Origin of the sequence: Porphyromonas somerae DSM 23386, from assembly GCF_000372405.1 — a bacterium.
GTDB classification, from domain to species: Bacteria; Bacteroidota; Bacteroidia; order Bacteroidales; family Porphyromonadaceae; genus Porphyromonas_A; species Porphyromonas_A somerae.
Genome location: NZ_AQVC01000017.1, coordinates 1 through 24,170, shown reverse-complemented (window position 1 = coordinate 24,170; position 24,170 = coordinate 1). Strand labels below are relative to the sequence as shown.

Genomic DNA, 24,170 nt, shown 5'->3' with positions numbered 1-24,170 from the left:
CTCATTATTGCACAATCGGAGTTTTTTTTGTAACTTGCCACTAGGTAGTCTGTGAGATAGGTATCTTGCGGTTAGTGGTAGGATTAGGAGACAAGTTGCCATTCTCAAAGACTAATTTCATTATTAAATATACGGGTATTTTTACCTCCCCATTTTCTATCCTCCGACGTTAATCATGACCTATTGGAAACACGAACCGCTCATCATAAAGGGAGCAAGGAGCCTGCTCTTTTTGCTCTACTTCTTGATTTTGCTCTATCTCTCACACGACAGCTCTCCCCTCCTTTTTGGGGTGACAGCCGGTGGAATGATGCTTTATGCGGTGTTGATTGTAGGGTCGTTAATTTTGAAGAAAAAGCAAGGCTTAAAGTAGCTTTTACGCAAGAAACCTATACACATTATATATACTATTTTTGAACTAATCTAATAACATTTGATGATGAGTAGATGCAAAGAGATGTCGCTTAGTGCGGCGGTGGCGGAGATAGCAGATGGCTCCAAGGTGGTGCTGGGTCATGGAGCAGTGACCCCCAATTGTGTGGTGGAGGAATTAGTAAGACAGTGCGACCGCTTCAAGCAGTTGCAGATTTTCCACTTGATCTACCTTGGAGAGGCGGTGCACTTAGTGCCTGGTATGGAGCAGCACATGCGGGTCTGTTCACCTTTTTTGAGTGGTGCGGCGATGCGTAATGCAGTGCGAGAGGGGCGTGCCGACTTTATCCCCCGACATTTTTCGCAAGTGCCGATGCTCTTTGCTGAGGGAGGGGCTTTTCAGCCCGATTGGGCGGTGGTGCAAGTGACCCCACCCGATGCCGAAGGACGGTATAGCTGTAGCCTCTCCTCGGACTACACTCTGCCAGCAGCTCGATGTGCCAAGCGGGTATTGGCGGTAGTCAATCCCGAGCTACCCTATATTGGTGGCGACAACTTCCTAAAGGCAGAGGAGATAGATATTTTAGTGACCCATGCCTCGCCAGCACATACTCTACCAGCCGCTACACCAAGCGAGACCGATCTCGAGATCGCACGTTACTGTGCCGAGCTAATCCCCGACAGAGCCACGCTACAGATAGGCATTGGCGCACTACCCGATGCGGTACTAGGGCTATTGAAGGGACATAAGGATCTAGGCATCCACACTGAGCTACTCACCCCTGGAGTGCTAGAGCTCTACCAAAGTGGTGCCATCACAGGCAGTTACAAGGGGGTTCGCCCTGGGGTAATGACCGCCGCCTTTACGATGGGTGATGAGGCACTTTATCGCTTTTTGGGTGAGCACAAGGTGCTGGAGCAATATCCAGTGGATTGGGTCAATGACCCTTATGTGATTGGGCAGAATGAGCGTATGATCTCCATCAACTCGTGTATTGAGCTCGACCTCTACGGACAAGTGTGTGCCGAGAAGGTGGGTGGCCAGATGTTTAGCGGTTCGGGTGGTCAGGTAGATTATGTGCGTGGAGCTCGGCTCTCAAAGGGGGGTAAGAGCATCATTGCCCTTCCCTCTACGGCCAAAAAAGGCACCCTCTCACGCATAGTACCGATGCTAGGAAATGGCAATGTAGTGACTACAGGTCGCAACGATGTGGACTATATTGTAACAGAGTACGGAGTGGCTGCCTTAGCAGGTCGTAGCGAGCTTGAGCGTGCCGAGGCATTAGTCGCAATTGCTCACCCCGACTTTAGAGAGGAACTAGAGCGGAGTGTGTGCGAGCAATTTCCAGCCAAGAGATTTTGGAGTAAGTAATAAATAATTTATCTATAGAGAGTAATGAAGCAGGTAGGTGAAGGATATGCGATCTGTATAGGTCGTTCGTACGGCAGTGGTGGATATCGACTAGCAAAGAGGCTACACGAGCGTTTGGAAGTACCACTTTATGATAAGGAGCTACTCGATAAAGCAGCTGAGGATAGCCATATCCGTAGGGAGCTCTTTGAGCAAGCGGATGAGCAAAATGGATACGAAATGCCACTGGTGCTGAGTGGCACTCTTGGAATGCCCAATGCCTTTTATATGCCAGCTCAGAGCTATCTATCCAACGACCATCTATTCTCTATCCAAGCCGAGACGATCCAAAAGCTAGGAAGCAAGGGTTCGGCTATCTTTGTGGGGCGCTGCGCTGATTATCTTCTGAGGGAACACAAGCAACTACTCACCATATTTGTCACCGATGACCTCGAAAGGCGTGCCGAAGTGGTTCAAAAGCGTCTTAATCTTGATTCGCTAGAGGAGGCAACCCGTGAAGCCGAGCGGGTGGATAAGAGTCGGCGTGACTACTACAATTATTACACCTCGAAGCATTGGGGCAGGGCTGACAATTACGACCTTTGTCTGAAACTTTCGGCCATTGGCATAGATTATGCTGTAGAAATGATAATAGGCATTATACGGGAGAGGGGATTTGTAAAGGATTAAACCTGTGTGCGGGGAGGGAGCCTATTCCTTTTGCCCCACACAGCAAAGGAATAGATATGAAAGAGATGATGTATAGGAAATATAGCCAAGAGCTACTCAATGAGACTGCTACACCCTTTGGCGAAGAGCATGAGGGTGAGGAGGGGCTAGGAGGGCTCTTTGGTAGCCATGCCAAAGGTGAGGCGAGCACATCACGCACGGAGCAACCTACCTCTAGCGGGGGAGGTGGAGATCAGTCAAGTACCCCTACCCTAGATAAGTATGGCACTTGGCTCAATGCTCAGGCAAAGAAGGGGGTACTAGATCCCATCTTGGGGCGTGAGCAGGAGCTACTAAGGGTGGCACAAATACTCGCAAGAAAAAAGAAGAATAATCCAATCCTGATTGGAGAACCAGGGGTGGGAAAGACCGCAATCGTGGAGGCATTGGCTCAGAGAATTGTGAGCAACGAGGTGCCCATCTCTCTGCTCAATAAGCGAATCGTATCGGTAGACTTGGCTGGAATGGTAGCTGGCTCTATGTATCGTGGGCAGTTTGAAGAGCGGATGAAGGGAATCATCTCGGAGCTGAAGGCCAACCCTGATATCATTCTTTATATTGATGAGATACACACGCTCGTGGGGAGTGGCAATAGCCAAGGTGGGCTAGATGCCGCTAATATCCTGAAGCCAGCACTCTCTCGTGGAGAGATTAAGGTGATCGGAGCAACCACGCTAGAGGAGTATCGCAAGTCAATTGAGAAGGATGGTGCCTTGGAGCGTCGTTTTCAGAAGGTAATGGTGGAAGCACCTGATGCCCATGAGACACTGGATATCCTTAAGAAGCTAAGGCCGAGATATGAAGCTCACCATCACGTCTCCTACAGCGACGAAGCACTTCTAGAGGCAGTAAGGCTATCGGAGAGGTATGTGACCGATCGCTTTTTCCCTGATAAGGCAATTGACGCGATGGACGAGGCAGGTGCTTATGCATTCATTGCACATCAGAAGCCTTTGGATCTCTCTAGGTACGAAGAGAAGATAGCAGAGGCGGCAAAGCTGAAGCAGAAAGCAGTAGCAGAGAGTGACTACGAGCTGGCGATCAAGTACCGCGACGAGGAGAAAGCAGCCAAGACAGCCCTAGCAGAGTATAAGGGGCAATTGGAGCGAGGGGAGCTACTTTCGGAAAAGGTAGTGGTAGGGATCGCCGAGGTACAGAAGGTGGTCTCTATGGCGAGTGGCGTGCCAGTGGAGTCGTTTACGAAAGACGACCTCACTGCTCTCTCTGAGCTGGGTTCGAAGCTCAAGGCTCGGGTGAAGGGCCAAGACCATGTGGTGGATGCGGTAGCGAGCGCAATTCAAAGGAATAGAATTGGACTGCGTGACCCTAATAAGCCCATTGGCTCTTTCCTATTTCTTGGTTCTACAGGTGTGGGTAAAACCCTCTTGGCGAAACGGATTGCCTGCGAACTCTTTGGCAGTGAGGAGGCGATGATTCGGGTGGATATGAGTGAGTTTATGGAGCGACACGCAGTATCCAGACTGGTGGGAGCCCCTCCAGGATATGTCGGTTATGACGAAGGGGGTGAGCTCACTACTAAGGTGAAGCGTAGACCCTACAGTGTGATCCTATTTGATGAGATCGAAAAGGCACACCACGACGTCCACAACCTACTCCTTCAGCTTCTTGATGATGGTATTCTGACAGATAGCAATGGGGGCAAGGTGAGCTTTAAGAATACCATTGTGATCATGACCTCCAATGTGGGAACACGGCAGTTGGAGGAGTTTGGCACTGGTATCGGCTATCGAGACGCTTCATCGACCGACTATAGCCAACTTTCCAAAGAGGTGATCGAGAAGATGCTTAAGAAGAGCTTTGCCCCTGAGTTCCTTAATCGTATTGATAAGATTGTCACCTTCAACGCTTTAGGTAAGGAAGTGCTACGAGATATTGTAGATATCCAGCTAGGAGAGCTCACTGAGCGTCTGCAAGGATTGGAGCTCGAGATCACTTACTCCGACAAGGCAAGGGCCTTCCTTGTAGAGAAGGGATTTGACCCTAAGCTTGGGGCTAGACCACTCAACCGAGCAATCGCAGAGTATGTAGAGGATATGGTGACGCAAGCAATCATCGATGGCGAAGTGAAGTCACCTGGAGCCTATCTTGTAGATGTAGAGAAAGGCAAGGCGCCCTCAAAGCTACAGATAGTTTCCGCTTCATAAATAGCGTTACCTATATATAAGAGGGGGGGCTCAACCAATGGTTGAGCCCCCCTTTGTCTTACTGCATTCTAAAGAATGTTACACGAAGTATCATTCTCTCACGTGAGAGACTTTGCACGAAGGATGAGATGCAAGGCGCTGAGGATGAGGTCGAAGGGAGCGTACTCACGTACGTGACCGAGGCCGAATTCCGAAAGCAACGCAGCAGATCGCCTTCGTGCAAGAGTCTCTAATTACTTTGCAGAGCCATAATAGGCATCATCTGGGATGTAAGTCATCTCCTCATCTACGCCTATTCTCTGCCACTGAATACCGATTCTATTCCAGAAGGTTGGCCAGCCACCTTCGATGCGACCGATACTTACCACCTTCACCTTGTGCAGACCTTGTGCCAAAGCGATAGAGGTATCGTGGCGTGGCGTCTTCGTCACCTCACCCTCGTTATCAATCACTAGCTGATCATCAATCCACACCTTGTGGTGGAGCGAGCTCAGTCTATAGACGGCATCCTCTGGGAAGTTGATATAGCCCTCATAGATAGCGCCATAGTGGTTTACATTGCTCATCAGGTGCTCCAGCCTACTCTCCTTGTAGAAAGGTAGACCGCACTCCGACATCTTGCCACCCTCCACTACCATGAGGCTATCAGCAGGGAGATCCAGCACCTCCTCCACACTCTTGAAGTAGTGATCCGCCTTATAGCTAAAGCGAATACCAGGTTTGTATCCCTCGTCACCAACCTGAGCTTCGGCAGGGCCAAAGGTCTGGCGCAATACCTTAATCGTACGAACTGGGCTCATGCTACCACCCAATACCACAGAACGAATCTTCAGCTCGGCATCCTCATTAAACGTTAGTGGCTCACTATAGGTGATACCATTCTTGAGCATAGGCTCCGAACCATCCAGAGTGTAAATGATCTTATCCACGCTATTAGTGGTGGTAAACTTAAGGGTCACAGGGTCTACAAACGCTACGGTATTGAGGCTACCACCCTCCTGCTCTGGTTGTGGGATATAGTATCGAATATCGTGGTAGTCCAGTCGCTTTTGCATATTCTGTACCCTGCGCTCAAAGTCAGCAAAGTCCTTCTTCTCAAGAGGAGTCCAAGCCACTTCAGCAACAGCTAGCATACGTGGGAAGGCGTGGTACTCTACCTGCCAAGGCTCGTAGAAATACTCCGACCAATGGTTGCCCTGCACACCCAGTACATGGTGGCGCTTATCGGCATCAATCGCCTCAGGCATTGGATTGTACTTGTACACCTTATCCAGCGTAGAGTATCCACCAATCGCTTGTGGCTCAATATGGTAGTCGCCCTGATAGTGATCGTGATAGAGTCCCTCACTGCTAGGACACATAATCACATCATGACCCATATTGGCAGAGGTGATACCACCCTTTTCGCCCGTCCAGCTCATCACGATGGCACTTGGTGCTAGCCCACCTTCGAGGATCTCCTCCCAGCCAATCATCTTCTTACCATGGCTCAGTACAATCTCCTCAATACGATGGATAAAGTAGCTCTGTAGCTCATACTCATCCTTCAGCCCCTCAGCCTTGATGCGGGCTTGGCACTTAGGGCACTTCGCCCAAATACGCTTAGGTGCCTCATCACCACCAATGTGGATATACTCGCTATCGAAAAGCGGAATGATTTCATCGAGGATATTCTTAGCAAACTCAAAGACTTCGTCGTTACCGGCACAAAGCACCTCGTCCGAAACACCCCAGATATTTCTCACCTCGTAAGGGAAGTCCTTACCCCAGCAACCTAGCTCTGGATAGGCAGCAAGTACCCCCACGTTATGACCAGGGAACTCAATCTCGGGCATCACCACTACGTAGCGAGCCTTGGCATAAGCTACAATATCCTTGATCTCCTCCTGAGTGTAGAAGTAAGGTCCATAGGTTGAGCCATCACCTTCAATACGCTTGCTAGCGATCTCAGTAAGGCGTGGGTACACCTTGCTCTCAATACGCCACCCTTGGTCCTCAGTGAGGTGCCAGTGCATCGTATTGATCTTGAGCATCGACATAATATCTATCAGCTTCTTCGTCTCCTCCACCGTAATGAAGTGCCTACATGGGTCGAGGTGCATTCCTCGGTAGCCAAAGCGAGGCTCATCCTTGATCGATACATAAGGTAGTGTCCACGCTACATTACGCACCACCTCAGGGCTCTCAATCTCCGCTGGGAGCAATTGTAGCAAGCTCTGCAACCCCCAGAAGATACCACGAGGCGTCTGCCCCTGAATTTTGATCCCCTCCTTTGAGACCTCCAGGATATAGCCCTCAGCATTAGGCACCACATCAGCCCCAACGATCTCGAGTGCGATCTCCTGCTTAGGATTCTTGCTCTCACCGATGACTTGCCAATTAAAGCCGGTAGAAGTCTTCACCTTATCAGCAAAAAACTTAGCCACCTCGGTCAGTTCCCCCTCTGGAGCCACAAAGGAGATGTTTTTACTCAGGGTAAAACTGCTCTCCTCCTGCACCTCCATCTCCCGAGGCATCGGAATGATATGCGTCCCCTCATTGTAAGGGTGCTCTACCATCACCTCATCTCCGCAAGCTACCAACCCTAGTCCCATCACAAGGGTCAGTGCCAGCCACGCTACTTTCTTCATAAATAATAATCTTTAAGTGAATAGTTACACGACAAAGTTACCAATTTAATTGCCAATCAACTATTGGGAAAAAAGAGTATCTTTGTGGCACAACTAATATAAAACATAAGACGCTATGGAGGTAAATCAAACAACAGAAATGTCCACCAATCCCAATGGTGGCGATAAGAAGTCAACAGGATCCATATCCTTCGTGATTAAGACCCTCATCATAGGGCTACTGTGCCTACTACTATTGATTCCACTAGCATTCCTAAATGGGCTAGTCGACTCACGTAAGCGGGAGGGCGAAAAGGTAACCAGTGAAATCACCTCGCGCTGGGGGAAAAGTCAAAACCTAATGACGCCCCTCCTTGCCATCCCCTACAAGCCAAATCCAGCAAAGGCCGAGGAGACCTATCTCTACCTCATTCCCAATGAGGTGACCGCAACCGCTACCCTCGAGATAGAGAATCGACACAGAAGCATCTACCAGGTACCTGTCTATACCGCACACACCGAGGTCAAGGGGACTTGGCTGAAGCAAGATATTCAGCAGGCACTCTCGGAGGTGAAGGGGAGCTACGACCTCTCTCGAGCCGAGATATGCTACTCTATCAGCGACCCCACCGGTTACAAAGATCGGTGCCAGCTACAGGTCAATGGGCAGGCACTGAAGGTCAAAACAGAGATGGCACTCACCCTAGTGAGCTACATAGATGACGACGTCTACAACACTCCTCCCGGTGTAGTGGCCTTCAACGAATATGTAGGGGAGGGTGGAGAAGGTGGCGCACAATCGGCAAGCTACCCCCTCACCGAAGAGGAGCTGAGCGACCTCTCCTTCCAGCTTAAGCTAGAAATTGCCGGAAGCAAATACTTCGGAATCCTCGCCAATGCCAATAATGCCACCACACTCATCAAAGGCAATTGGTCCGACCCCTCTTTCCAAGGGAAGAGGCTCCCTACCGACTACCAGATCAGTAAGAATGACTTCGAGGCCACTTGGAATACCTTTTACGAGGAAAGCTGTATAATAGGGGATGAGGCGTTACCTAGTCTCTACAAGAATAGCCACTTTATCAGCTTTCTCAACCCTGCCGACCATTATGCCCAGACCTCGCGAAGCGTCTCCTACGGCATCTTGATCATCGTCCTCACCCTACTATCGGTATTCCTTATGGAGCTCTGGCTACGCCAGAAAGGTAGGAGTATCAATATTCTGCACTACCTACTCACCGGTATCTCACTAGTACTCTTCTATACCCTACTGCTCTCCTTTAGCGAGCTGATAGGCTTTAGATGGGCTTATCTCATTGCCAGTATCATGACCGTTGGGCTCAATACCATCTACTTCCGGCTCATTCTCAAGGATCGCAAAATGGCAGCACTACTCTGTGGTATCATGACACTTCTCTACCTGACCGTCTTCGTACTACTGCAGATAAAAGTCTACGCACTGCTCATAGGTAGCTTAGTCCTCTTTATCATCCTAGCCATCGTGATGTACACCTCCGTAAAGGTAATGCACGACTAATCTACCACTGAGTGGCTACAGACAGAGCGTTGATGGTCTACATAACCAAGTAGATCATCAACGCTTTTGGTAGATGCCCATCAATGGTAAAGAGTACCTTCGACCCATAGTCGTACCGCTTTATCCCCTTGATAAATATAAGTTTGAGATGCTCCCATAGTACAAAACCCCCAAAGCATTATCCACAGTAATAAAAAACGCTTCATCATCATAATAAAAAGAGTTATCCTAATTCCTTATAGGTCAAATATAGCTTTATTTTACATACAGAGTGCCCTATTTCTTAGGGTTGTCTGCTAGATAATTGGTATCTTAGCCATCTAAAACAGATAATAATCTTTAGATAAAAACAACAAGATGAGCAACACGAAAAAGAGCGTGCTACTGACCGGTGCTGGCGGTAGTATCGGTAGAGAGATAGTAAAGCAATTAGTAGCGAGTGGGCAGTATGAGCTGCGGGTCTTTGACCTCGACAACCCTCGCAACCGAGAGTTCTTCGACCGTTACGAAGGAGCCCTAAAGGTATATTTTGGCGACATTACCAATCCCGAGAGTCTGGTGGAGCCCACCACCGATGTAGATGTGGTGCTACACATGGCTTCGGTGATTCCTCCTTTGGCACACGACCGACCAGAGCTAGCTCAGAAGGTCAATGTAGAGGGCACGAAAAACCTGATCAATCAGCTTGAGCAGCACTCCCCCAACGCCTTTATCGCCATCGCCTCGAGTGTCGCCACTTACGGCGACCGTCTGCTCGACCCTTACATCAAAGTCTCCGACCCCCTCACCCCTGCGGAGGGCGACAACTACGCCGAGACCAAGATCGCTATGGAGCGGCTGGTACAAGAGAGTAAGCTTCGCTGGACCATCTACCGCCTTGCAGCGATTATGGGTGTCGGCAACCACCACGTAGGTAAACTCATGTTTCGGATGCCCCTAGAGCAGATTATGGAGATCGCCACCCCTCGTGATACCGCTAGAGCCTTTGTATATACTCTAGAGTACCTAGATAAGGTGGAGGGCAAGATATTCAACCTTGGTGGAGGCGCTGAGTGCACCACCACTTACGGTGAGTTTTTGGCCAAAAACTTTGAGCTCTTTGGCTTAGGAGCACTAGACTTCCCTTCTCACGCTTTTGCCACCAAAAACTTCCACTGCGGCTACTACGAGGATGGGCAGGAGCTAGAGGATATTCTCCACTTCCGCAGAGACACCCTCACCGACTACTACCAGGCGGTAGGGAAGAGCATCCCTTGGGTGGCTCGAGTGGCAGCAAAGGCAACACGCAAAATCGTGAAGAGCTATCTCCTCTCCAAGAGCGAGCCCTACAAAGCATGGGTGGAGCAAGATGAAGAGGCGATGAGCCTTTATTTTAGAGAGCTGGAAGAGAAATAATGTTATCACAAATCTATAACTCATTTATTATGTCAATCAGAAAGCTACTCCTAGTAGGAGCTACCAGCCTACTAGCCCTTTCGGCTCTAGCACAGAGCCACGAACCTCGCTGGGTGCGGCAAACTGCCCTAAGCCCCGACGGGAAGGAAATAGCCTTTACCTACATGGGCGACCTCTACACGGTGCCAGTATCTGGTGGATTGGCCAGGCAGATCACCTCTCACCCCGCTTACGACCAAGCACCCGTTTGGAGCAAAGATGGGCAAAAGCTCGCCTTTGCCTCGGATAGAGAGGGCAACTTCAATGTCTATATCACCTCACGTATCGGAGGAAATGCCACCAGAGTGACCCTCGGTAGCACACGACAGATCCCAGTTGCCTTTCTCGATGATGAGACCATTCTCTTTGATAGCTACATTCGCCCTGCAAAGGAGATGGGGCTCTTCCCCTCAGGAATGTTCACCCAGCTTTATCAGCAAAAGATATCGGGTAGCCGGCCCAAGATGTTCTCGGCTATCACGATGATAGAGCCCTCAATAGGTGCCGACGGACGCATTCTTTACACTGACCTCAAAGGGTACGAGGATAAGTTCCGAAAGCACCACACCTCCTCTGTGACTCGTGATATTTGGCTCTACAATCCTACCGATAATAAGCACCAAAAGCTCACCACCTTCAAGGGCGAAGACCGCAATGCCCTTTGGCTTCCTGGGCAAAGGGAGTACCTTTACACCAGCGAGGCAGATGGCACACTCAATATATATAAGGGGAGCCTAGAAGGAAAGGCACCAGTACAGCTGACCCACTTCGAGAAGCACCCTGTGCGCTATATGAGTATGGACGGGAGGGGCAACGTGGCCTTTTCGTGGAATGGAGAGCTCTACTATATGCCACTTGGTGGGGAGCCTACCAAGGTGGCACTGCAGGTAGTCGCCGACTACTCTAAGCCTGAGGTGGAGTATCGCACCATCACCCGAGGGGCGACGGACTACGCATTATCTCCCAATGAAAAGGAGGTGGCCTTTATAGTCCGTGGCGATGTCTTTGTCACCAATATTGAGTACGGCACCACTCGCCGCATCACCAATACCCCCGAGCAGGAGAGAGACCTCACCTGGAGCCCGGATGGCCGGAAGCTGGTCTACTCTGCCGAACGAGGTGGACAGTGGAATCTCTATATGACTGAACTGGCGAGGGAGGCGGATAAGGAGTTTGTCTACGCCAAAGAGTTCAAGGAGACACAGCTCACCAATAATAGCGAGCTACCTTCGTTCCAGCCCGAAATTAGCCCCGATGGCAAGGAGATCGCCTTCCTACGTGATCGCTCGGCTATCTACGTCCTCAACCTCGCCAGCAAGACGGAGCGAGAGGTGATGAATAAGAAGTACCAATACTCCTACTCCGATGGCGACCAAGACTTCGCTTGGAGCCCCGATAGCAAGTGGATCATCACAGAGTATATTGGCATCGGTGGATGGAATAATAAGGATGTGGCCATCATCAAGGCCGACGGCAGTGGCACCACCCACAACCTCACCGAGAGTGGTTACTCTGAAGGTGCCGGTCGCTTCGTACTCAATGGCAAAGGCATCATCTTTGCCTCCGATAGAGCCGGTTATCGCAGCCACGGTAGCTGGGGAGCGGAGTACGACCTCTACCTGATGTTCTTAGACCAAGAGGCTTACGACGCATTTATACTCGATAAGGAGGAGCGTGAGAAGCTACTGCCAAAGGAGGAGGAAAAGGAGGACGATAAGAAAGAGGATAAGAAAGGTAAGAAGGATAAAAAGGCAAAGGAGGAGACCAAAGTGGTCGCTCCACTTACCTTCGACCTCGCACAGCGTGATTATCGCACTGTACGACTCACACGCACCAGTGGCTTCCAAAGCGACTTTGCGATGAACCCTAAGGGCGATAAGCTCTACTACCTCGCCTATTTTGACGATGCTACCAACCTCTACGAGATGGATCTGGCCGAGAAAAAGACGGAGATGCTACTCGCCGACGTGGGTAATGGCCGGCTAGAGATGGGTAAGGATGGCAAGACGCTCTATCTATTCTCGGGAAGAGGTATGTACAAGATTGAGGGAAAGAGTCGCAAGCCGATCACCTTTGCTGCCAAGTTTGAGTACCGTGGTGCCAAGGAGCGTGAGTATATGTTTGACCACGTAGTGAAGCAGGTGGCGAATAAGTTTTATGATAAGGACCTGCACGGCGTTGATTGGCAAGGCTATGCCGATAACTATCGTGCTTTCCTCCCTGAGATCAATAATAACTACGACTATGCCGAGATGCTCTCCGAGCTACTCGGTGAGCTCAATGCCTCTCACACTGGGGCAAGATACGGTGGTCGCCCTGCTAATAGATCAACCGCTTCGCTCGGACTATTCTACGACGATAGCTACGAGGGGGTAGGCGTGAAGATCGCCGAAGTGATCCCTGGTGGCCCAATGGACAAGGCGAAGTCTATAGCTAAGCCAGGGGTGATCATCACCAAGGTGAATGGCGAAGAGATCGCCCCCGATAAGCCGATTGAGTACTATATCAATGGTCACACTGGTGAGTGGATGACGCTTACCCTCAAGGGCACCGACCAAAAGGAGGTAGAGGAGCAGGTTCGCCCCGCTGCCCGATGGGAGGAGAGTGAACTACTCTACCGCCGTTGGGTAGAACAGCGTGCTAAGATGGTAGAGGAGTGGAGCGGTGGCAAGATCGCCTACATTCACGTGGAGGGAATGGATAGCCCTTCTTTCCGCAAGACCTTCAAAGATCTACTCGGTAAGTATCGCCATTGCGATGCTGTGATCATAGATACCCGCTTCAATGGCGGTGGCTGGTTGCACGAAGACCTCGTCACCCTACTTACGGGCAAGCTCTATAGCAAGTTTGCACCAAGAGGGCAATTCATTGGCAATGACCCCTTTGCACAGTGGACCAAGCCATCTGCAGTGCTGATGAGCGAAGGCAACTACTCCAATGCCCACGGCTTCCCATGGGTTTATAAGACCCTAGGCATCGGCAAGCTCATAGGTGCACCAGTACCAGGAACTATGACTGCCGTATGGTGGGAAACCCTTGTAGACCCCTCACTGGTATTTGGTATCCCTCAGGTCACCGTAACTGATGTGGCGGGCAATGCACTCGAAAATCACCAGCTTGAGCCGGATATTCTCATCTACAACACTCCTGAGGAGGCTCAACGCAATTACGATGCTCAGCTCAAAGCAGCTGTGGATGAGCTGATGAAGAAGTAACTAAATACCAACCCATAATGACCGAAAGGTGGAGCTACCTCTGTGTGGCTCCACCTTTCTTTATTGTGCCTATCGGAGGGAGGAGGTACCTTCTTCGGACAGGTCGGACAAGTCGGACAGATCGGACAGGTCAGACGAGTCGGACGCCCAAATAGATAAGTGATAGATGGTAGTGTGTAGTTTTTCAGGAATAGAGGACACGAAGTGTCTACTTTTTCAGGAATAGCGAATAATTGGTGTACACCATATCAGGGATACTTATATCAGATTAGCGATTAAAAGGGCTACCACATCAACCTCATATTCCGCACGCGTGCGGAATGGATTCCGTAGCCCTGCGGAATAGATTCCGTATGCGTGTGGAATAAGGGGTTGATAGGGTCTCCCCAAATGACGCAAGCGTTTCCCCCGGTCATTCGGGGGCTTACCCCCTCCGAATCGGGGGCTAGGATCCGTCGGACCTCCTCGCGGAGGTCCTTACTCATAGACACCTAAAAACCATACGGCAAGACGTTTCTAATGCGTAACCCCTGCTAACCATAACCTTTTATTCCCCGATCTCAACTATTTTTATTATCTTTAGACACGGGTTAAGCACATTGATTTTATTTCAATGACCTAAATACTATGAGGATAGATAAGATACTATTTGGTTGGTTACTTCTCACTTTGGTGGTAGGTACTACTGCTTCAGCACAGGAGAAGGAGATGGTGCGGGCAAGGGTACATTATACGGCTATCTACCATCAATTTGAGGAGCAAAAGGTAGCTATTAAGGATGAGGCGATCCTAGACATTGGGGATAAGGTATCTCACTTTTATGGTCTGAATAATGTCCAACGGCAATTGATTCAGGATCGGGTTTTGGCACAAGGAGGTACCGTAGGCGATGTGATGAATGCATGTGAGCGCGCTGGCTACCGCAGGTCTCGGCTGATGTATCAACTGTGGAAAAACTATCCCGCTACCAACCAGCTCACCTTTGTAGAGAAGACTTTCAAGCATCTGAGGTACACGGAACCGATGATGCGACCCGAGTGGACCTTGGTGCCAAAGGATAGCATCATAGCAGGCTATCACTGCCAGCAAGCGACCACTGATTATCGGGGCCGGCATTGGACGGTATGGTTTACTCCTGAGATCCCCTACAGCGATGGCCCGTGGATGCTCTATGGGCTACCAGGACTTATCTTGCAAGCGGAGGAGAGCGAAGGGCTTTTTTCATTCTCCTGTACTCAGATTGAGCGCATTGAGGGGGAGCCTCTCTTCTTTCCCAATCGAAAATATGTGGAGTGTACGCGACAAGAGTACCGCGACCTGATGAAGTTGTTTTGGAAATCGCCAGATGCACTATTTGAGAAGCTAACTGGATTTAGGAGCCGAGGAAAGGATCAGCTGGGCAATGATATCGTCCACCCAGAGAGGACAGCCCTATTTTTGGATAAGGAATGATGGGAAGTAGCATGCGTTGGATTTCTTTATGCCTAGGGATATTATTCTCGCTATTGTCAGCTCAAGCCATAGCTCAAGAAAGCTATTATGGGCGGGTAGTGGATGAGAAGGGGACCCCTATCCGAGATGTCAATGTATTGCTCTACCGCACCGAGACTTCACTCCTAGCATACGGTTTTACTGGGGAGGATGGGAGATTCCAGATAACCACCAAAGAGGGTGCTCGCCCAGTGGCGATAGGCTTTATGCTACTCGGCTACGAGACGAAGCGGATAAAGATAGAGGAGTACAGAAATGGTAAGGATATTCAACTGCAAAGTACCACTTTCGAGCTAAGGGAGGTGGATATCCGACCCGAGAGGGTTCGGCAAAGTCAAGACACGTTGGTTTATACCGTATCTACCTTTAAGCTGAGTCAGGACCGAAGCATCGCCGATGTGATCAAGAAGATGCCTGGGCTATCGGTTCGTACCGATGGTCGCATCACCTTCGAGGGAAAGCCGATCAATAAGTTTTACATAGAGGGGCTCGACCTGCTCGGTTCGAAATATGCCCAAGCGAGTGAAAACCTGAATGCCGATATGATCCAAGAGGTGCAGGTCCTACAAAACCACCAACCGATAAGGAGCTTAATGGGGGTGCAATTTAGTGAACAAGCCGCCCTCAATATTATCCTCAAAGAGGAGGTGAAGAACACCTGGACCGGCATCCTCAATGCGGGGATAGGCACCACAGCACAAGGGGCGAGTGAACTGCTCTATAGAGGGCGACTGATGGGGATGATCTTTGGACGGCGGATGCAAAACCTTTCGATGTACAAGTGCGATAACACTGGGAAGGACATCACTAAGGAGGTACGAGACCTTACGACGGAACTACGAGGCAATCTGGAGGAAACAGGACTTCTGAGGAGGCTGGTAGTGCCGGCTGCTGCCATAGAGAGGGAGCGCTCTACCTTTAATCAATCGCATCTTGTTGCTACCAATCACCTCATTAAGACTAAGAAGGACAATGACCTCCGCTTTCAGCTCTCTTACTTCTGGGACAGAGAGAGAGGGAATCGATCGCAGGTAACGACGTACCTGGAGCATGAGGGAAAAGTTCTAAGTGAGGAGAGTAGTGTCGGCTCAAGGGTGAGTACCCTAAAAGGGGAATTGACCTACAATATCAATAAGGATCGGAATTATATCAACAACCGCCTTTACGGTAGCTTTACAGTAGATAAAAGTGACGGGCTCTCTCTTTTGCAACAAAAGCAGGTAGAGCAGAGCGTGCAACTAAAGAAAACTTATCTCACGGAGAATTTTGAGATCATTCATCGCCTTGAGAATGGTCATACCCTTGAGGGAGCCTCCTTTAATACTTTTAGTCATCTGCCTGGGCAGCTACTGACGGTCGAGGGGTTTACTGAGCGGCTAGATCTATCGGCCTTTCAGTCGGATAATCATATCGCTTTCAATCATACTATAAAGGGATTTACACTGAGCGAACGGGTGGGCTATCAACTTAAGTACCAAGAGATGGATATTCATTACCCAGCGGTAGATAATAAAGAGCGGTACACTCAGCAGAATTGGTATCTATCTACAGGGGTGAACTACCGAAAGGATCCATTGGCACTGAGGGCAACGGTAAAGGCAGATGTTGTCCATCGGCAGTATGGAGGAATGAAAAAGATTCGGGCAACTTTGCAACCAAGTCTATGGATGCAGTATGATTTTAGTGCCATCACTAGTGCATCCCTCTCCTATAATTACTTCGAATGGCCCGATGCCCTTACTGCACTCTACCGCACACCTATATATACCTCCTATAGAATGGTCACGGCTCACAGTGGCAGCTTGGAGCATCGGGGAAACCATGCAGTAGCTCTAAGACTTAAATATCAGCATCCGATCAAGGGGCAATTTGCCACGCTCAACGCTTCGTGGAATAGGCGCACTAATGAGGTTCTTTACCAAAGTACCTTACAATCCTCGATTTACAAGCAAACACCTACCGAAGAGCGGTATAATGCCTCTAGCTATTCTCTGAGTGCCGACTTGGCAAAGTCTTTCTTTAGGTGGCGAACACTTATCACCCTCAAGGGGCGACAGGTTTGGAGTGATTACTACCTTTTGATAAAGAACCAGCAAGAGCCATGGCAGTTGCAGGATAGCGAACTGAGCCTAGCCCTTTCTATGCAACCGTCGAAGGTGATTTCCTATGAGCTGAGTAGCAAAATGAAGAGCTACAAGCAGATAAATAGGAGAGACCCCTCCATCTCCAATCCTCGGATCACCACTTTCACGCACGCTCTGGAGCTATTTATCTTCCCGATGAATAAGTTGGAGATTGGGTGCAAGAGTGAGTTCTATCATTACACAGATAAAAAGCTACAGAGCCATCTATTTACCGATGCTCACATCGCCTATAAGATGGATCGGTACGACTTCCGGCTCTCCTGTAGGAATATCTTTGGCAACAATGAGTATCAGAGGCGGTGGCAGACCTCTACCACCGATGTCTACTCCCTTTACTACCTCCGTCCGAGAGAGATCTTTTTCGACTTCACCATTACCCTTTAAGCTGTAGCCCTTTTGGTTGAATCTCTGTTTATGTCGCCATTTTTATCTACCTTTGAGTGGTAATAAGATAGACTTAACAATTAATGATGGCTTTTAGATATAAATTGATGGATAAATGGGGGCTCACCCTACTCTCTATGGTGGTAGGGCTAGGGCTTCTTTACTTCGTAAGCGGTGACGTGATTCCCTCAGCCTCTGCTCAAAGTGGGCTGGAGGAAGCGGGGGTGGTGGAGATCAACCAAGCACAGTTTGCGGAGCTGGTTTATGACTATTCTCAGGAGGGAGAGTGGCAATTCAAAGGAGATAAGCCTGTGATAGTCGACTTTTATGCCGTTTGGTGCGGTCCCTGCAAAAGGCTTCGCACACGGTTGGAGCAATTAGCACGCGAGCAGAAGGGCGAGGTGATTATCTACTCTATTGATGCGGAGAAGGCAGTGGAGCTCTCACGGCGGATCGGTATCAGAGCTTTCCCTACCCTACTATTCATCCCGGTAGAGGGGACGCCTACCCTATCGGAGGGGCTACTTTCGCTGAAGGATCTCCGGCAACAGGCAGATAAGATCAAGGGGGTCGCTAGCAGATGAACGAACGGATCTATCTACTCCAAGAGGCCGACCCTCAGGTATTTTTCGGGGTCAATAACCGCAACCTCTTGCTCCTGAAGGAGACCCACCCGAAGCTACGGATTATGGCTCGTGGCAATATCATCAAGGTGATTGGGGAGCCTGGGGAGCTGAAGGCGTTTCTAAGGCTACTCAACCAAATGGAGGAGCACGCCACAAAGTTTAATTCGCTTACCGAGAGTAGCATCGAGGCGATGATCGCTGGCGAGGAGAGCCGTGATGAGGCTTCGTCGGAAGGGGTGATCATTTATGGAGCGGGGGGCAAACCGATCACCGCCCGCACGCCTAATCAATCGAAGCTGATTGAGCTGATTGAGTCGCACGACTTGGTCTTTGCCACAGGGCCGGCGGGCTCGGGCAAGACTTTTCTCGCCATAGTGATGGCGGTGAAACTACTCAAGATGAAGGAGGTGCGAAGGATTATCCTCAGCCGTCCAGCAGTGGAGGCGGGGGAGAAGCTCGGTTTTCTCCCTGGAGAGATGAAGGATAAGCTGGACCCTTACCTCCAACCGCTTTATGATGCGCTACAGGAGCTGATCCCTGGCATTCGGCTAAAGGAGTATATGGAGAGTGGTGTGATACAGATTGCTCCGCTCGCCTATATGCGTGGTAGGACGCTAAATGATGCGGTGATTATCCTAGATGAGGCGCAGAATACCACGCCACACCAGATGAAGATGTTCCTCACCCGACTGGGGCAGAGTGCCAAGATGATCATCACGGGGGATATGACGCAGGTAGACCTCCCTAGGGGCGTCCCCTCGGGTCTAAGAGAAGCCCAACGCATACTCAAGCAGGTGGATGGCATCGGGTGGCTCACTTTTGAGAAGAAGGATATTATGCGTCACGGTCTGGTTCAAGCGATCGTGGAGGCGTACGACCGAAATGAAGGAGCAGGAGAGGAAACAACGGAAGAATAAAATACAACACACTTAATCAAACATATATTATGGCTAAAGCATTGACCAACACTGATCTTCAGTTGCCAGGGATCAAAAATCTATATCATGGCAAGGTAAGAGACGTCTACACCTTGGAGGGGGACCTCCTAGCAATGGTGGTGACCGATAGGATTTCGGCATTTGATGTGATTCTGCCTGAGGGAATCCCTTATAAAGGGGAGATCCTCAATAGGATTGCAGCCAAAAACCTCGACGCTACAGCCGACATTGTCCAGAACTGGAAGATAGACACTCCCGACCCTATGGTGACCATCGGGCACAAGTGCACGCCCTTTAAGGTGGAGATGGTGATTCGTGGTTATATCACTGGTAGTGCATGGCGCACCTACAGCTCGGGCCAGCACACCATTTGTGGCATCACCCTTCCTGAAGGACTGAAGGAAAATCAAAAGTTCGACCGCCCAATTATCACTCCTACCACCAAGGCGGATGAGGGTCATGACGAGGATATCTCTCGTGAGGAGATCATCGCTTCGGGATTGGTCTCTAAGGAGGATTATGAGGAGCTAGAGCGTATCACCTACGCCCTCTTTGAGAGAGGCACGGAACTGGCTGAGAAGCACGGTCTGATCCTAGTGGATACGAAGTACGAATTTGGCAAGAAGGATGGTAAGATCTATCTGATTGATGAGATCCATACCCCCGACTCCTCACGTTACTTCTACAAGGACTCTTATCAAGAGCTTTTTGAAAAGGGGGAACCACAGCGCCAACTCTCCAAGGAGTTTGTGAGGAAGTGGCTGATTGAGCACGGCTTCCAAGGCAAGGAGGGGCAACAAATCCCTGAGATGACTCCGGAGTACTGCGACAGCGTTACGGATAGATACATAGAGCTGTATGAGCACTTGACGGGGGAGTCCTTTGAGAAGCACCCCACTGAGGATATTCACTCTAGAATCGAAAAGAACCTAACTCAATGGCTAAAGGCGAGGAAGTAAGGGAAGATACATTTGCAGGTCGGATAAGGGCTATGTTTGACGACATAGCCCCTACCTACGACCTCCTCAATCGGGTGAATAGCCTCGGGCTGGACCAACTTTGGCGTAAAGACCTGGTGGAGCACGTGGCGGTGGAGCGGCCAGAGCTGATTCTGGACTTGGCCGCAGGGACTGGCGACCTCACCCTTCTCCTCGCAGAGCAATGCAAGGGGGCAACGGTGGTGGTGAGTGACCTCTCTATCAACATGCTGGAGATAGGGGTTCAGAAAGCACTCCGGAAGGGGCTGAGCCAAGTAAAGGTCTCGGTGGAGGATGCGATGGATCTCTCTTTTGAGGAGGAGCACTTCGATGTGGTCACTTGTGCCTTTGGGGTACGCAACTTTGAGTCGATCGCTCGTGGTTATCAGGAGATGTACCGTGTACTTCGGCCAGGCGGTATGGTGGCGGTGCTGGAGCTTTGTGTGCCAACCAATCCAATCACTAAGGCGGGGTACAACCTGCACGTGGACCAAGTGATTCCTTTCATCGGTCAGCTACTGGGGAGGAATAAAGCGGCCTATCAATATCTAGGCGAGAGCATTCGCAAGGTGCCCCAACGACGTCAGATGGAGGGACTGATGCGGATGGCAGGTTTTATCAACACCTATTACAAAGTCTATCTCCCTGGAGTGACTGCTTTGTATGTGGGATATAAGCCTAAGAGTGATGCCTTTGCTGGCATTTATAGTGAGCTCTCAAAGATCAAAAGTGCCGAAAGGGTACGATGAATAGATACGCTTTGCTCGGCAAGGGGATTGGCTACAGCAGGTCTCCTGAGATCTGGAACGCCATTTGGGCTAAGGAAGGGGTGACGGATGGCTCCTTTGAACTGGTGGATTGCGATGACCCCGACCGCTTTTTGCAAGAGCTCCAAGAGAAGGGCTCGTGGAAGGGCGTTATGGTGACCACTCCTTACAAAGAGCGGATGTACGAGCAGGTGGACATTGCTTCGGATATCGCTAAAAGTGTGGGGGCGGTTAATGCGGTAAAGCGGGTTGGGCAACAATTATTCGGGTACAATACCGATGTGGTAGGCTTTGCCAAGTCGCTTCAGCACTTAGACTTAGATACCACCCGAAAGGCACTGATACTGGGAAGTGGTGGAGCTAGCAAAGCGGTAGCTTTTGCACTTAAAGGCCTGGGCATTGACCCGATCATGGTCTCTCGTCACCCGGCAGAGGGGGGTGGAATGATAGCGTATGAGAGCCTCACTCCTAATTATATTAAGGAGGAGGTGCAACTCATCGTCAATGCGACGCCACTAGGAGGACCTAAGATGCCACATGAGGTACCCCCCATACCTTATCACGCTGTGGGGAAAGGGCATATACTCTACGACCTTTCTTACGATAGTCACTTTGCTGGTTTCCTCAATGCAGCCCCCGAGGGGTGTATTAAAATGAATGGTGAGCGTATGCTCTACCTTCAGGCCGAAGCGGCGTGGCACATTTTTAGAGAATAGGAATAGGGAGATAGTGATTAAATTGGTATCTTTGCCAGAAGTATTAAAAGTATGATGGCTCACTTATATGAAGCAAATATCTAGATTTTCACTCATTGGTTCACTCATTGGACTACTCTTCGTGCTCCTACTCTCCTCGTGTAACGAGCTGACGAAGGTGCAGAAAAGCACCGACCTGTACGAGAAGTACTCCTATGCCAAGAAGTTTTACAATACTGGAAAGTACGAATGGGCCGCTCAAACGCTTGAGGAGATACTCCCCTATTTCCGCGGTAGTAGCGAGATGGAGCAAGCACTCTACCTCAAGGCTCAAGCCTACTACAAGGCAAAGGATTATGTGCAGGCACAGACGGCTTTTAGCCAATACTATACGGAGTTTCCAAATGGTGAATACACTGAATTGGCACGCTTCTATTCGGGCTATGGCTTAGCTCAGGATATCCCCGACCCTCGTCTGGATCAAGCAAAAACCATTGCAGCAATGCAAGAGCTACAGCTATTCCTAGACTATTATCCACAGAGCGAAAAAGCGGAGGAGGCAAAGCAACTACTCTTTAGCCTTCAGGAGAATCTAGCGGAGAAGGAGGTGCTCAATGCCAAGCTTTACTACAACCTCGGCAATTATATTTTCAATAACTACGAGAGTTGCATCATCACCGCTCGCAATGCAATGAAGAGCTACCCCTACTCTATCCACAAGGAGGAGATGCACTACTATGTGGTGGCATCGCTCTATCAGATAGCCAAGAATAGTGTGGTGGAGAAGCAGCAGCAGCGACTGAGAGACCTCCGTGATGAGTACTACAACTTCATCAACGAGTTCCCAGAGGGAAAGTATCGCAAGACGGTGGATAAGTACTTTGAGTATGCCGAAAAGAACATTGACCCCAATGCGGACTGGCAATAAAATAGGATGACCAAATAGATAAGATAGATAGATGATGAAAAAGAAGACAAATACCCCATCAACAACTGTGACACGCGACTTGGAAAAGTTTAGCGAGCCTACAGGCAACCTATACGAGTCGGTAGTGATTATGAGCAAAAGAGCCAATCAGATCTCGGCAGATATGAAGAGTGCTCTGGAGCAAAAGCTACAGGAGTTTTCGACCTACACTGACACTTTGGAGGAGTACACTGAAAACCAAGAGCAGATAGAGATCTCCAAGTACTACGAGCGTCTTCCTAAGCCCTCTCTCGTGGCAGCAAAGGAGTTTGAGGAGGGGGAAGTCTACTTCCGTAATCCACTGGAGCAGGTTGAGGAGGAGGAGGATCAAGGTCTCTAAATCACCTAATAAGTATAAGCAGTGGATAGATTGTCGCCACACCATGCGAGGTTGTGAGGACTGCTATTCACTGCTTTTTTATTCAGATAAATAGATAACTCAATATGATACAGAGAAAACAAACCCTCTACCTCCTAGCATCAGGACTACTGATGCTAGCGATGCTATTCCTCACCTTTGCAAAGGTCACCACACAGGATATGGTCTACGCGTTCAAAGCGACTGGGCTTGAGGATCTTTCGGGAGAAATCGTACAGCCCTCCTGGGTGCTTTTCGGCCTTACCGCCACGATTACTCTAATTAGTTTCATCTCCATTTTCCTCTACCGTAAAAGGATCCTTCAGATGCGACTCACCATATTCAACCTGCTTATTAAAGTAGGCTTCTACCTCTTGGTCTTTTTAGTCTATCGTCCTAGCTTCATTGAGGCCATAGTAAATACTACTACACAAGATTGGTGGTCTATGAGCATCACCCCTTGGCTGGCATTTCCTATCGTGGCAATGATATTTGATTATCTTGCTTACCGAGGCATTGCGGTCGATGAAAAGACCATCAGATTTATGGATCGCCTACGCTAAGGGGCGCAGGGGTTACGCATTAGAGAAGAGATTTACCTTGAATGACCTCCCCTCGTGGGAGGTCAGACGGATCATAGCCCCTAGTCGAGGCTCGTAGAGCCGATGACTAGGGGACAAAAACCCGAACCACCACTACCATTCGACCCCTTGTGGGTCGGACAAACCATTCTAGGATTAATCTGATGCGGTTGTCCGACCCGCAAGGGGTCGTGGGCTAGGGGGATGACCGTTGATCCCCCGGTCGTTCGGGGGGCTTGCCCCCTCCGACTCGGGGGCTAGGATCCGTCGGACCTCTGCCGAGGTCCTTACTCATATATATACCCCGCTAAAAACCATACGGCATGAACTTTCTAATGCGTAACCCCCTAAGTTCTAAACCGAAGTGCAATTTTTGAGGTACTAGGGACTGCCTTTTTCACGGCTTATTTGGTGGCCGTACGGCCACCAAATAAGCCGTGAAAAAGGGCAAAGAAGGGAGTGTGGATTCATAAAACAAAAATGGGAGGCCGAAACCTCCCATGGGATTAGTATATTTGTTTTATGAACAAAAAAAAGTACAAACATCTAACCCTTGATCAAAGATACATAATTGAGAGCGGTCTAAAAAAGGGTTTGTTGAAAAAAGAGATCGCTGAGCTTGTAGGAGTCTCNCCATCTACCATTACTAGGGAGATTAAGAGGAATGCCAACAAGAGTGGAAGATATACCCAAATGCACGCCCAAATGCTGGCCAATGAGGATAAGGAAAGGGTTAAGCGAAACAAGAAGATAGGGAAAGGTGTGTGGAAGAAAGTGATCGAAAAGCTAAGAGAGGATTGGTCTCCACAGCAAATTTCTGGTTGGCTAAA

The 24,170-nt window shown here is 49.6% G+C and carries 18 protein-coding genes; 17 read left to right on the top strand and 1 reads right to left on the bottom strand.

Features of this window, described 5'->3' with window-relative positions; genetic code table 11:
- Nucleotides 1–436 precede the first annotated feature (436 nt).
- From A3GK_RS0104665 to A3GK_RS10450, 3 genes are read left to right on the top strand one after another with little or no spacing between them, the layout of a single operon-like run.
- Entirely contained in the window at nt 437–1,744 is a 1,308-nt protein-coding gene (locus A3GK_RS0104665; protein WP_040575982.1) for an acetyl-CoA hydrolase/transferase family protein, read from the top strand.
- A gap of 24 nt (nt 1,745–1,768) precedes the next feature.
- Nucleotides 1,769–2,413 carry a cytidylate kinase-like family protein gene (locus tag A3GK_RS0104660; RefSeq protein ID WP_018028314.1) on the top strand — a complete coding sequence of 215 codons (645 nt, stop codon included), beginning with the start codon at nt 1,769–1,771 and terminating at the stop codon, nt 2,411–2,413.
- A 56-nt stretch (nt 2,414–2,469) separates the two neighbouring features.
- Entirely contained in the window at nt 2,470–4,617 is a 2,148-nt protein-coding gene (locus A3GK_RS10450) for an ATP-dependent Clp protease ATP-binding subunit (RefSeq protein WP_018028313.1), read from the top strand.
- Between the two features lie 233 nt (nt 4,618–4,850).
- On the opposite strand, the gene A3GK_RS0104645 is transcribed toward A3GK_RS10450, so the two are convergent.
- Entirely contained in the window at nt 4,851–7,247 is a 2,397-nt protein-coding gene (locus tag A3GK_RS0104645) for a family 20 glycosylhydrolase (protein WP_018028311.1), read from the bottom strand.
- A gap of 115 nt (nt 7,248–7,362) precedes the next feature.
- On the opposite strand from A3GK_RS0104645, the gene creD reads away from it, so the two are divergent.
- From creD to A3GK_RS0104575, 14 genes are all read left to right on the top strand, one after another.
- Nucleotides 7,363–8,763, top strand: a complete 1,401-nt coding sequence (gene creD / locus A3GK_RS0104640) for a cell envelope integrity protein CreD (RefSeq protein ID WP_018028310.1) — start codon at nt 7,363–7,365, stop codon at nt 8,761–8,763.
- Nucleotides 8,764–9,120: 357 nt separating this feature from the next.
- Complete coding sequence (locus A3GK_RS0104635; protein ID WP_018028309.1) at nt 9,121–10,158, top strand: NAD-dependent epimerase/dehydratase family protein; 1,038 nt, start codon at nt 9,121–9,123, stop codon at nt 10,156–10,158.
- A gap of 29 nt (nt 10,159–10,187) precedes the next feature.
- Nucleotides 10,188–13,412: a S41 family peptidase gene (locus A3GK_RS0104630; RefSeq protein ID WP_018028308.1), complete on the top strand. Its 3,225-nt coding sequence runs from the start codon at nt 10,188–10,190 to the stop codon at nt 13,410–13,412.
- Nucleotides 13,413–14,039: 627 nt separating this feature from the next.
- Entirely contained in the window at nt 14,040–14,864 is an 825-nt protein-coding gene (locus tag A3GK_RS0104625) for a GLPGLI family protein (RefSeq protein WP_018028307.1), read from the top strand.
- On the top strand, nt 14,861–17,431 hold the full coding sequence (locus A3GK_RS0104620; protein ID WP_018028306.1) for a TonB-dependent receptor: 2,571 nt from the start codon (nt 14,861–14,863) through the stop codon (nt 17,429–17,431). Before A3GK_RS0104625 ends, A3GK_RS0104620 begins: the two co-directional genes overlap by 4 nt.
- A gap of 83 nt (nt 17,432–17,514) precedes the next feature.
- Entirely contained in the window at nt 17,515–18,015 is a 501-nt protein-coding gene (locus A3GK_RS0104615; RefSeq protein ID WP_018028305.1) for a thioredoxin family protein, read from the top strand.
- On the top strand, nt 18,012–18,974 hold the full coding sequence (locus A3GK_RS0104610) for a PhoH family protein (protein WP_018028304.1): 963 nt from the start codon (nt 18,012–18,014) through the stop codon (nt 18,972–18,974). The genes A3GK_RS0104615 and A3GK_RS0104610 overlap by 4 nt, the downstream gene beginning before the upstream one ends.
- Nucleotides 18,975–19,003: 29 nt before the next feature.
- Nucleotides 19,004–19,954, top strand: coding sequence for a phosphoribosylaminoimidazolesuccinocarboxamide synthase (locus tag A3GK_RS0104605; RefSeq protein WP_018028303.1), 951 nt, complete (start codon nt 19,004–19,006; stop codon nt 19,952–19,954).
- Nucleotides 19,933–20,721, top strand: coding sequence for a bifunctional demethylmenaquinone methyltransferase/2-methoxy-6-polyprenyl-1,4-benzoquinol methylase UbiE (gene ubiE / locus A3GK_RS0104600; protein ID WP_155799433.1), 789 nt, complete (start codon nt 19,933–19,935; stop codon nt 20,719–20,721). The genes A3GK_RS0104605 and ubiE overlap by 22 nt, the downstream gene beginning before the upstream one ends.
- Nucleotides 20,718–21,455, top strand: a complete 738-nt coding sequence (locus A3GK_RS0104595) for a shikimate dehydrogenase family protein (RefSeq protein ID WP_018028301.1) — start codon at nt 20,718–20,720, stop codon at nt 21,453–21,455. The genes ubiE and A3GK_RS0104595 overlap by 4 nt, the downstream gene beginning before the upstream one ends.
- A gap of 67 nt (nt 21,456–21,522) precedes the next feature.
- Complete coding sequence (locus tag A3GK_RS0104590) at nt 21,523–22,362, top strand: outer membrane protein assembly factor BamD (protein WP_018028300.1); 840 nt, start codon at nt 21,523–21,525, stop codon at nt 22,360–22,362.
- Between the two features lie 31 nt (nt 22,363–22,393).
- Complete coding sequence (locus tag A3GK_RS0104585) at nt 22,394–22,741, top strand: DNA-directed RNA polymerase subunit omega (RefSeq protein ID WP_018028299.1); 348 nt, start codon at nt 22,394–22,396, stop codon at nt 22,739–22,741.
- 104 nt (nt 22,742–22,845) lie between these two features.
- Nucleotides 22,846–23,322: a DUF4293 domain-containing protein gene (locus A3GK_RS0104580; RefSeq protein WP_018028298.1), complete on the top strand. Its 477-nt coding sequence runs from the start codon at nt 22,846–22,848 to the stop codon at nt 23,320–23,322.
- A gap of 540 nt (nt 23,323–23,862) precedes the next feature.
- On the top strand, nt 23,863–24,170 hold a 308-nt coding region (locus A3GK_RS0104575; RefSeq protein ID WP_018027675.1), incomplete at its 3' end, for a helix-turn-helix domain-containing protein.